The sequence below is a fragment of the Mizugakiibacter sediminis genome (assembly GCF_000953855.2).
In the GTDB taxonomy this organism is placed as follows: Bacteria; Pseudomonadota; Gammaproteobacteria; order Xanthomonadales; family Rhodanobacteraceae; genus Mizugakiibacter; species Mizugakiibacter sediminis.
The window spans coordinates 8203-17207 of the sequence record NZ_DF970229.1 but is presented as its reverse complement, the minus strand read 5'-3'; the positions used below and the strand labels follow the sequence as shown (position 1 = coordinate 17207).

Genomic DNA, 9005 nt, shown 5'->3' with positions numbered 1-9005 from the left:
CGCGCGCGGCTGGCCGCGCTGTACGGCGACGCCGCGCGCTTCGAACTGGCGGCGGCGGAAGGCGGCGGCAGCATCGCCCGCGTGCGCCTGCCGTTGCGCGCGGAGGGCTGAGATGCCGCGCGTGCTGCTCGCCGACGACGAGGCACCGGCGCGCGCCAAGCTGCGCCGCTACCTCGCCGAAGCGCCCGACTTCGAGGTGGTCGGCGAAGCCGACGGCGGCCGCAGCGCGCTGGAGCAGGTGGCGGCGCTGAAGCCGGACGTGCTGTTCCTCGACGTGCAGATGCCCGACATCGACGGCTTCGGCGTGGTCGAGGCGCTGCCGCCGGACGCGCTGCCGCGCATCGTCTTCGTCACCGCGCACGACGCCTACGCGCTGCGCGCCTTCGAGGTGCACGCCTTCGACTATCTGCTGAAGCCGGTCAGCCCGCAGCGCTTCGCCGAACTGCTGGCGCGGCTGCGCGCCGGGCTGGTGCCGCCGCAGGCCGGCGACGTCGAGGCGCGATTGGCCGCGCTGCTGGAAGCGCTGCCGCAGCCGCAGCGCTACGCCGCGCACCTGCTGCTGGAGGACGCGGGCCACGCGCGCTTCGTCGAGGTCGAGCGCGTCGACCGCATCGAGGCCGACCGCAACTATCTCGTGGTGCACGCCGGGGGCCGCGCCTACCGGCTGCGCGGCACGCTGGAGCGCATGGCCGCGCGGCTGGACCCGGCGCGTTTCCTGCGCGTCAACCGCTCCACGCTGGTGCGCATCGCCGCCGTGCGCGAGGTGACGCCCTGGCCCGACGGCGAATATCGCCTGCTGCTCGACGACGGCAGCCGCGTCACCTGGACGCGCCGTTACGTCGACGCCGCGCCCCCCAGCCTGCTGCTGCGGCCATAGCGGTCGCGCGGCACCGCTGCGACGCGCCGGCGCGAGCGACTCGGCCGACTCGGCAGCGCCGTGCATGCCTCCCTCGCCCCCGCCGGGAGAGGGTCGGGGTGAGGGGGTGCCGTCCGCAGGACGGCTTGCGCTGCCTTTCCGGCAGATGCGCAGCCCGCTCCATCCCCGGCGCCCCCGCCTTCGTCCCTGCCGCGCCGGCTTTCATCCCCGCGGCCGTGGCCGCGCGCGCATCGCGAGCCGACAGTGGCGGCGTCCAACCCCGGAGCCCTGCCATGCGCCACGACGACCTCACCCTGCGCGAAGGCTTCGCCATCGCCGCCGCCCGCACCGATGCCGAAGCGGGAGGCGGCCAGACCTCCAGCTACCGCGACGGCGAAGGCCGAGCCGGCCCGCTGGCGCCGTCATCCGCGTCCTCCGCCATGCCGACCCCGCGCGATGCCGGCGGCGAGGCGCCGGCCACCGCGCCGCCCCGCCGCTACGACCTCGACTGGCTGCGCGTGCTGGCCGTGCTGGCGCTGCTGCTGTTCCACAGCGGCATGCCGTTCGTCGCCGAATGGGGCTGGCACATCAAGAACGCCGAGACCAGCTCGCTGTTCCTCGAGTGGATGTACTTCCTGTCGCGCTGGCGCATGGCGCTGCTGTTCCTGATCTCCGGCGTCGGCACCTGGTTCGCGCTGGGCTCGCGCGGCGGCGCGGGCTATCTGCGCGAGCGCACGAAGCGGCTGCTGCTGCCGCTGCTGTTCGGCATGCTGGTGGTGGTGCCGCCGCAGATCTACATGGAGCGGCTGACGCAGGGCGTGCCGTACGCGAACTACCTGCAGTTCTGGTCCAGCATCTTCGCGCTGGTGCCGTACCCGAAGGGCAACACCAGTTGGCATCACCTGTGGTTCGTCGCCTACCTGTTCTGCTACTCGGCGCTGCTGCTGCCGGCGTTCCTGTGGCTGCGCGGCGACCGCGGCGCGCAGACGCTGGCAAAGCTGCGCGCCGGCCTGCACGGCGGGCGGCTGGTGCTGCTCGGCGTGCCGCTGGCGGCCGCGCACGCGCTGTACCTGTGGTTCCCGGACACCAAGGCGCTGGTCGGCGACTGGGGCAACTTCTGCTACTACCTGGTGTTCTTCGCCTACGGCTTCCTGCTCGGCCGCGACGAGGGCGTGTGGTCGGCGATCGAGCGCTATCGCTGGCACGCGCTGCGGCTGGCGTTCTTCGCCATCCTCGCCATCGACTACCTGCGCTGGAACAAGCTCGAGCCCGGCGCCGGCAACCTGCCCGGCCTGCTCGCCGGCACCACGCTGTCGGCGCTGAACGCGTGGTGCTGGGTGCTGACGGTGCTCGGCTTCGGCAAGCGCTGGCTGAACCGCGACAACCCGCTGCGCCGCTACGCCACCGAGGCGGTGTATCCGTTCTACATCCTGCACCAGACGGTGATCGTGGTGATCGCCTACTACGTGGTGCAGGTGCCGCACGAGTCGATCCTCGGCAAGTGGCTGTTCCTGGTGGTCGCCTCGTTCGCGGTGACGATGGGCCTGTACGAATTCGCGGTGCGGCCGTACCGCTGGGTGCGTCCGCTGTTCGGACTGAAGCCGCAGGGCGGCACGTTCGGCCACGGCAACGCGGCGTGAGCGGGATGCGACATGGAACGCGCCGGCCGCGCTTTCGTCCTCGCGCTGCTGTGCGGCGTGCTGTCGGCGGCGGCGTTGCCGGAGCCGCCGTCGGTGGCCGCATCGCCGGCGCTGCACGCGGCCTGGCAAGCGCTGGCGCGCGCGGGCATCGCGGCGGGCGGATGGCCACTGGCGGCGCTGCGCGGCGCCGCCGCGGCCTACGGCGCGGCGGCGCCCTGCACGTGGCGCACGGTCAGCTCGCGCTGCGGGAACGGGATGCTGATGCCCTCGGCGTCGAAACGCTCCTTGATCGCGCGCAGCAGCCCGGTCTGCACCGCCCACACGTCGGCGGTGCGCACCCACACGCGGATGCACAGGTTGACGCTGCTGTCGGCGAGCTCGAGCACGGCGACGTCGGGCGCGGGATCGCGCAGGACGCGCGGGTCGGCTTCGATCACCGCGTGCACGGCGGCGCCGGCGCGGCCGATGTCGTCGCCGTAGCCGATGCCGACGACCAGCTCGACGCGGCGCGTGCCGCGACGGTTGAAGTTGATGATCGCGTCCGCGCCAACCTTGGCGTTGGGGATCGCCGCCTCGCGGTTGTCGGGCAGCACCAGCGCCGTGTACATCAGGTCGACGCGCTCGACCGTGCCCATCACGCCCGCCACCTGCACGAAGTCGCCGGCGCGAAACGGACGGAACAGGATCAGCAGCACGCCCCAGGCCAGGTTCGACAGCGAGCCTTGCAGGGCCAGGCCGATGGCGAGGCCGGCCGCGCCCAGCGCGGCGACCAGCGAAGTGGTGGGCAGGCCGGCGAAATCCAGCGTCGCCACCGCCAGCACCGCGATCAGCACGCCGTACAGCAGATTGCGCAGGAAGCCGGTCAGGGTCGCATCGACGCGCGCGCGCTCCAGCGCGCGACGCAGCAGGTTGGCGAAGCGCGCGGCCAGCCACACGCCGACCAGCAGGATCAGCAAGGCGGCCGCGCCGCGCAGGCCGTAGTGCAGCGCCTCGTGGGGGAGGTTCGGGAATCCGATGCGCTGGAGGAAGGCTTCCATGGCGGGATGCGTCTCGCGGCAGATCGAGCACCGCCTAGCCTACCATCCGCGCCGGCGCGGCCGGCGCGCGCCGCTCAGGTGAACAGTTCGCGGCGCTCGGGCGCCTCGAACCACCGCAGCAGGAAGTCGCGGAACACCCGCGTGCGCAACGGCTGGTGGCGCCGCTGCGGCTGCAGCAGGTACAGCGGCAGCGCCTCCAGCTCCCAGCCGGCGCACACGCGCAGCAGCGCGCCGGCGGCGAGGTCGTCGCGCACCATGTACAGCGGCAGCCGCGCCACCCCGGCGCCGACCAGCGCGGCGCGCCGGATCGCGCTGTAGAAGTTGACGCGCAGCGGTCCGTCGACGCGCACCGCGCGGGTGCGCCCGCCGCGCACGAACGGCCAGCGCTGGTCGTCGCGGAAGTTGCTGTTGATCACGCAGGGCACCGCGGCGATGCGCTCCGGCGTGTCCAGCGGACCGTGCGCGGCGAGGAACGCCGGGCTGGCCACCGCCACCTCGCGGATCACGCCGAGCGGGCGCGCCACCAGGTGCTCCTCGGGCACGCGCGTGTTGCGCAGCGCCAGGTCGTAGCCTTCCGCGACCAGATCGTGCTTGACGATGCTGAGGTCGAGGTCGACCTCGACGGCGGGGTAGACGCGCCGGAAGGCGATGATCATGTCGGGCAGGAAGATGTCGCCGAACGAGGTCGGCGCGGTCATGCGCACGCGTCCGCCGACCTCACTGCTGGCCGCCGACACCGCGCGCTCGGCGTCCTGCAGCGTGTCGCGCAACTGGCGGCAGTAGTCGAGGTAGATGCGGCCGGTTTCGGTCAGCGCCAGCCGGCGCGTGGTCCGGTGCAGCAATTGCACGCCCAGCGCCGCCTCCAGCGCGCTGACCTGTTCGCTGACGTGCGCCTTCGACAGTCCGAGCCGCTCGGCGGCACGAGTGAAGCTGCCGAGTTCGGCCACCGTGGCGAACGCGAGCGCTTGATCGAACCGTCCCAGGATTGTTTTCATGTGCGAACGCTCATTCCGGCGCCAGGCGATTTTTCGCGGCGCTGCGCGCGCCCATCCTACCCGGCGGGCGACAGCGGGTCGCCATGTCTCCGGATAGCAAGCATGAAGATCCTGATCGTCGGTGCCGCGGGCACCATCGGCAAGGCGGTGGCGCGGGAGCTGGGCCAGCGCCACGAGATCGTCGCCGCCGGCCGCAACAGCGGCGCGCTGCGCGTCGACATCACCGACGGCGCCAGCATCCGCCGCATGTTCGAACAGGCCGGGCGCGTCGACGCCGTGGTCTCGGCCGCGGGCAACGTGCACTTCGGCGCGCTGGAGGAGATGACCGAGGAGCTGTTCGGCATCGGCCTGCGCGACAAGCTGATGGGCCAGGTGAACCTGGCGCTGATCGGCCGCGAGTTCCTCGCCGACGGCGGCTCGGTCACGCTGACCAGCGGCATCCTCGGCACCGATCCGGTGCGCTACGGCAGCTCCGCCAGCATGGTCAACGGCGCGATCGAGGCCTTCGTGCGCGCCGCCGCGATCGAACTGCCGCGCGGCCTGCGCATCAACGCAGTCAGCCCGAACGTGCTGCAGGAATCGATGCCGGCGCTGGCGCCCTACTTCCGCGGCTTCGAGGCGGTGCCCGCGGCGCGCGTGGCGCTGGCCTACAGCCGCAGCGTGGAGGGCCACCAGACCGGCCAAGTCTACACCGTGGCGTGAACCGCAAGCGGAGCGCCGGAAACGGCGCTCCGCCGGCGCGGGTCGGTGCTCGTTCTCCTCGATGCGCACGACCTCGCCGCCGACGCGGCACTGCCAGCGCTCGCCGCGCCCCGGCTTGAGCGCCGCATAATGGACGCCCCGTCGCCCACGGAACCGCGCCATGAGCCGCCGCCTCCCCCTCACCGACGCCCTCGAGCAGTACGTCCGGCAGCACACCCGCGAGAGCGACGTGCAGCGCCGCCTGCGCGAGGAAACCGCGAAGCTGCCGCAGGCGGGCATGCAGATCGGCCCCGACCAGGCGGCGTGCTTCGCCGTGCTGGTGCGCGCGACCGGCGCGCGCCGCGCGCTGGAGATCGGCACCTTCACCGGCTACAGCGCGCTGGCCGTGGCGCAGGCGCTGCCGGCCGACGGCCGGCTGGTGTGCTGCGACATCAGCCGCGAATGGACCGACATCGCGCGCCGCTACTGGCAGGAGGCCGGCGTCGCCGGGCGCATCGAGCTGCGCCTCGGACCCGCGCAGCGCACGCTGGACGCGCTGCTGCGCGAGGGCCATGCCGGCGGTTTCGACTTCGCCTTCATCGACGCCGACAAGACCGGCTACGACGGCTACTACGAACGCTGCCTCGAACTGCTGCGCCCGAACGGCCTGCTGGCGATCGACAACGTGTTGTGGTCCGGCGCGGTTGCCGACCCGGCGCGGCAGGACGAGGATACCGTCGCGCTGCGCGCGCTTAACGCGAAGATCCGCGACGACGCGCGCGTCGAACCGGCGATGCTGACCATCGGCGACGGCGTGACGCTGCTGTGCAAACGCTAGCACCGACGCGGACGCGCGCCGCGCTGCCCGCCGCCCGCGCTCAGCGCGCGATCTCGATCAGCTGCAGCGGGCCGCCGGGCAGGCGCGCGTCGAGGCCGGACTCCAGCCGGTCCAGCTCGCGCAGCGTCGGGCACAGCTTGCGCGCCTCCGGCGTGAGCGTCTGCAGGCGTGCGCGGATGCGCGCTTCCAGCTCCGGCTGCAGGTTCGCCACGCGGTCCTTCAATGCGGCCGCGCCGGCGAGGTCGCCCTGCATGGCGAGGTCGAGCGCCTGCTGGGCGACGTCGGCGCCGACGATCGGCAGGATGTCGGCGGCGACGTCCTGCGCGTAGGCGTCCAGCGCCTCGCCCTGCCAATCCCTGGTGCTGGCGCTGGCGGCGATGCGCGCCTTCAGCTCGCGCGTGCGCGCGGCGAGGCGCGCGGCGAACGCGGGATCGGCGGCGGCCTGCGGCGAGATCGCCGCCACCTGCTCGCGCACCGCCTGCGCGGCCAGGTCGGCGCCGCGCTCGGCCAGCGTCTTCACCTGCGGCACCAGGCTGCGCACGTTGCGCTCGAACAGCGCGATGCGGTCGCGGTCCTCGGCATTCAGCGCGGGCGCCACGCCGTCGACGCGCAGGCGGCCGTCCCGCATCTCCACGCGCCGCGGCGCCGGCGCGGCGCGCTCGAAGGTGAGCGCGGGACCGACCGTGAGGTCGTAGCTGCTGACGGCGTGGCAGACGTTCCAGTCGGCGTCGGCGTTCCGCATGGAAGCGGCGAACGCCGCGAACAGCGGCAGTGCGGCGAGGATCGGCATGCGTGTGGCGGCGCGTGGCGTGGACGCAGCACTAACGCGGCGCCGCGGAATGCGTGCTGAACGCGGGCGGCGCCGCGGGCGCGGCCGGGGGCGGCGGCGACAGCGCCGCCACCTCCGAAGCCGGCGGCGCCGGGATCCGCCGCGCCGGCGCTTCTTCCGAATCCAGCGCCGTCTGCTCGGCCTGCCGCGTCATCACGATGATGGCGATGCGGCGGTTGACCGGGTCGCGCGGATCGGTCTTGTCGAACAGCACCGACGCGCCCAGGCCGACCACGCGCGCGACGCGGTCGTCGCGCATGCCGGCCGCGACCAGCGTGCGCCGCGCCGCGTTGGCGCGGTCCGCCGACAGCTCCCAGTTGCCGTAGCCGTCGTCGCGGCTGTACTGCACGACGTCGGTGTGGCCGGAAATGCTGATGCGGTTCGGCACCTCGTTGAGGAAGCCGGCCAGCTCCTGCAGGATCGCCGCCGTGTACGCCTTCAGCCGCGCGCTGCCGAGGTCGAACATCGGCCGGTTCTGCTTGTCGACGATCTGGATGCGCAGGCCTTCCGGCGTGATGTCCAGCAGGAGCTGGTCCTTGAACGGCTTCAGCGCCTGGCTGCTGTCCATCGCCTGACGCAGTTCCTGCATCAGCGATTCCAGCCGCTGCCGTTCGGCGGCGCGCGCGGCCTGCTCGGCGGCGGCAGAGGCGGCCGGTTTCGGCGCATCGCGCAGCCGGTCGCCCGGACCGCGCGGGATCTCCATCGCCCCGCCCAGCTTGATCAGGCTGTTGCTGGCGCCGCCCGGACCGAGCGAGCCCATCGCCGGCGTCACGCTCTGCCCGCTCAGCGCGCTCGGGTTCTTGAAGTAGCGCGAAATCGCCGCCTTCTGCTCGTTGCTGCCGGCGCCGACCAGCCACATCACCAGGAAGAACGCCATCATCGCGGTGACGAAGTCGGCGTAGGCGACCTTCCAGGCGCCGCCGTGATGACCGGCGCGCTTCCTGCGCACGCGGCGGACGATGATGGTCGTTCCCTGCTCGCTCATCGCGGCGTCAGCGCTGGCCCTTCAGGTGCGCTTCCAGATCCTGGAAGCTCGGGCGCGCCTTGCTGGACAGCGTCTTGCGCGCGAACTCGATCGACACCTGGGGGTTGTAGCCGCGCAGCGCCGAGAGCAGCGCGATCTTGACGCAGGCATAGGCCTTGCCGTCCTCCTGCGCGCGGTGCTCGATCGCCGCGCTGATCGGCCCGACGAAGCCGTAGGAGAGCAGGATGCCGAGGAAGGTGCCGACCAGCGCGCCGGCGACGTGGCGGCCGATCTCAGCGGTGTCGCCGCCGATCGAGGCCATGGTGGTGACGATGCCGAGCACGGCGGCGACGATGCCGAAGCCGGGCAGCGAATCCGCCAGCTTGGCCAATGCGTGCGCCGGCAGCTGCGCCTCGTGCTCGTGGGTTTCCAGCTCGACGTCGAGCAGGTGTTCCAGCTCGTGCGGATTCATGTTGCCGCCGACCATCAGGCGCAGACAGTCGGTGATGAACTCGATCAGCGGCGTGTCGCCCGCCAGGCGCGGGTAGGCGTTGAACAGCGCGCTCTGCCGCGGATTGTCGACGTGCTCCTCCAGCGACATCATGCCTTCCTTGCGCATCTTGACGAGCACGTCGTACATCAGCGACAGCAGGTCGACGTAGTCCTGGCGCGCATAGCGTTCGCCGCGCAACAGGTCGCGCATGCCGCGCCCGGCGGCCTTGACCACCTTGCCGGGATTGGCGGTGAGAAAGGCGCCGAACGCGGCGCCGCCGATGATCAGGATCTCGTAGGGCTGCCAGAGCGTCAGCAGGTTGCCGTGCGACAGCAGGAAGCCGCCGATCACGCTGAGGACGACGACGACCGATCCGACGATGAGTAGCATGAACCCTTCCGCTGGAGATGCTGCGTCTCCCTGATAGCGGCGGGTCGGCGCGGAAATTGAGGGAGGACTACACGCGCGCCGGCTCGCGCGCGGCCGCGCCGTGGCCCGCAGGGCCTGCGCGGCGGCGCGGGCCGGCGCGAACGCCGGCGCGCCGGCGGGGCGGCCCCGCGCCGGGCGCGGTTCAGCCGCCGGCGTTCCGCTGCAACGCGGCCAGGTCGGCCAGCACCTGCTTGGAGTTTTCCTTCGGATCGACGTCCGGATAGTGCTTGGCGATGCGACCCT

General features: G+C 72.6%; 9 protein-coding genes. 4 read left to right on the top strand and 5 right to left on the bottom strand.

Translation table 11 applies throughout. The features are described 5' to 3' along the window. The first annotated feature begins 112 nt into the window (after window positions 1-112). Window positions 113-877, top strand: a complete 765-nt coding sequence (locus tag MBSD_RS10830; RefSeq protein WP_062537342.1) for a LytR/AlgR family response regulator transcription factor — start codon at window positions 113-115, stop codon at window positions 875-877. Window positions 878-1149: 272 nt separating this feature from the next. Further along, window positions 1150-2496, top strand: a complete 1347-nt coding sequence (locus MBSD_RS10825; protein ID WP_062537341.1) for an acyltransferase family protein — start codon at window positions 1150-1152, stop codon at window positions 2494-2496. 197 nt (window positions 2497-2693) lie between these two features. Here MBSD_RS10825 and MBSD_RS10820 read toward each other — a convergent pair whose 3' ends face one another. Both MBSD_RS10820 and MBSD_RS10815 read right to left on the bottom strand, forming a co-directional pair. Next, entirely contained in the window at window positions 2694-3533 is an 840-nt protein-coding gene (locus MBSD_RS10820; RefSeq protein ID WP_062537340.1) for a mechanosensitive ion channel family protein, read from the bottom strand. 74 nt (window positions 3534-3607) lie between these two features. Then, window positions 3608-4528 carry a LysR family transcriptional regulator gene (locus MBSD_RS10815; RefSeq protein ID WP_062537339.1) on the bottom strand — a complete coding sequence of 307 codons (921 nt, stop codon included), beginning with the start codon at window positions 4526-4528 and terminating at the stop codon, window positions 3608-3610. Window positions 4529-4630: 102 nt separating this feature from the next. On the opposite strand from MBSD_RS10815, the gene MBSD_RS10810 reads away from it, so the two are divergent. Then, the gene (locus MBSD_RS10810; RefSeq protein ID WP_062537338.1) at window positions 4631-5230 is read left to right on the top strand and encodes a short chain dehydrogenase; all 600 of its coding nucleotides are present in this window, start codon (window positions 4631-4633) and stop codon (window positions 5228-5230) included. 160 nt (window positions 5231-5390) lie between these two features. Further along, a complete protein-coding gene (locus tag MBSD_RS10805; protein WP_062537337.1) occupies window positions 5391-6047 on the top strand; it encodes a class I SAM-dependent methyltransferase in 657 nt (218 codons plus the stop codon). A gap of 40 nt (window positions 6048-6087) precedes the next feature. Here MBSD_RS10805 and MBSD_RS10800 read toward each other — a convergent pair whose 3' ends face one another. The 3 genes from MBSD_RS10800 to motA are packed head-to-tail and all read right to left on the bottom strand — an operon-like array spanning window position 6088 to window position 8723. Then, on the bottom strand, window positions 6088-6837 hold the full coding sequence (locus tag MBSD_RS10800) for a DUF2884 family protein (protein ID WP_062537336.1): 750 nt from the start codon (window positions 6835-6837) through the stop codon (window positions 6088-6090). Window positions 6838-6868: 31 nt separating this feature from the next. After that, a complete protein-coding gene (motB, locus tag MBSD_RS10795; protein WP_082306618.1) occupies window positions 6869-7861 on the bottom strand; it encodes a flagellar motor protein MotB in 993 nt (330 codons plus the stop codon). Between the two features lie 7 nt (window positions 7862-7868). Further along, window positions 7869-8723: a flagellar motor stator protein MotA gene (gene motA / locus MBSD_RS10790; RefSeq protein WP_062537335.1), complete on the bottom strand. Its 855-nt coding sequence runs from the start codon at window positions 8721-8723 to the stop codon at window positions 7869-7871. Window positions 8724-9005: the final 282 nt, after the last annotated feature.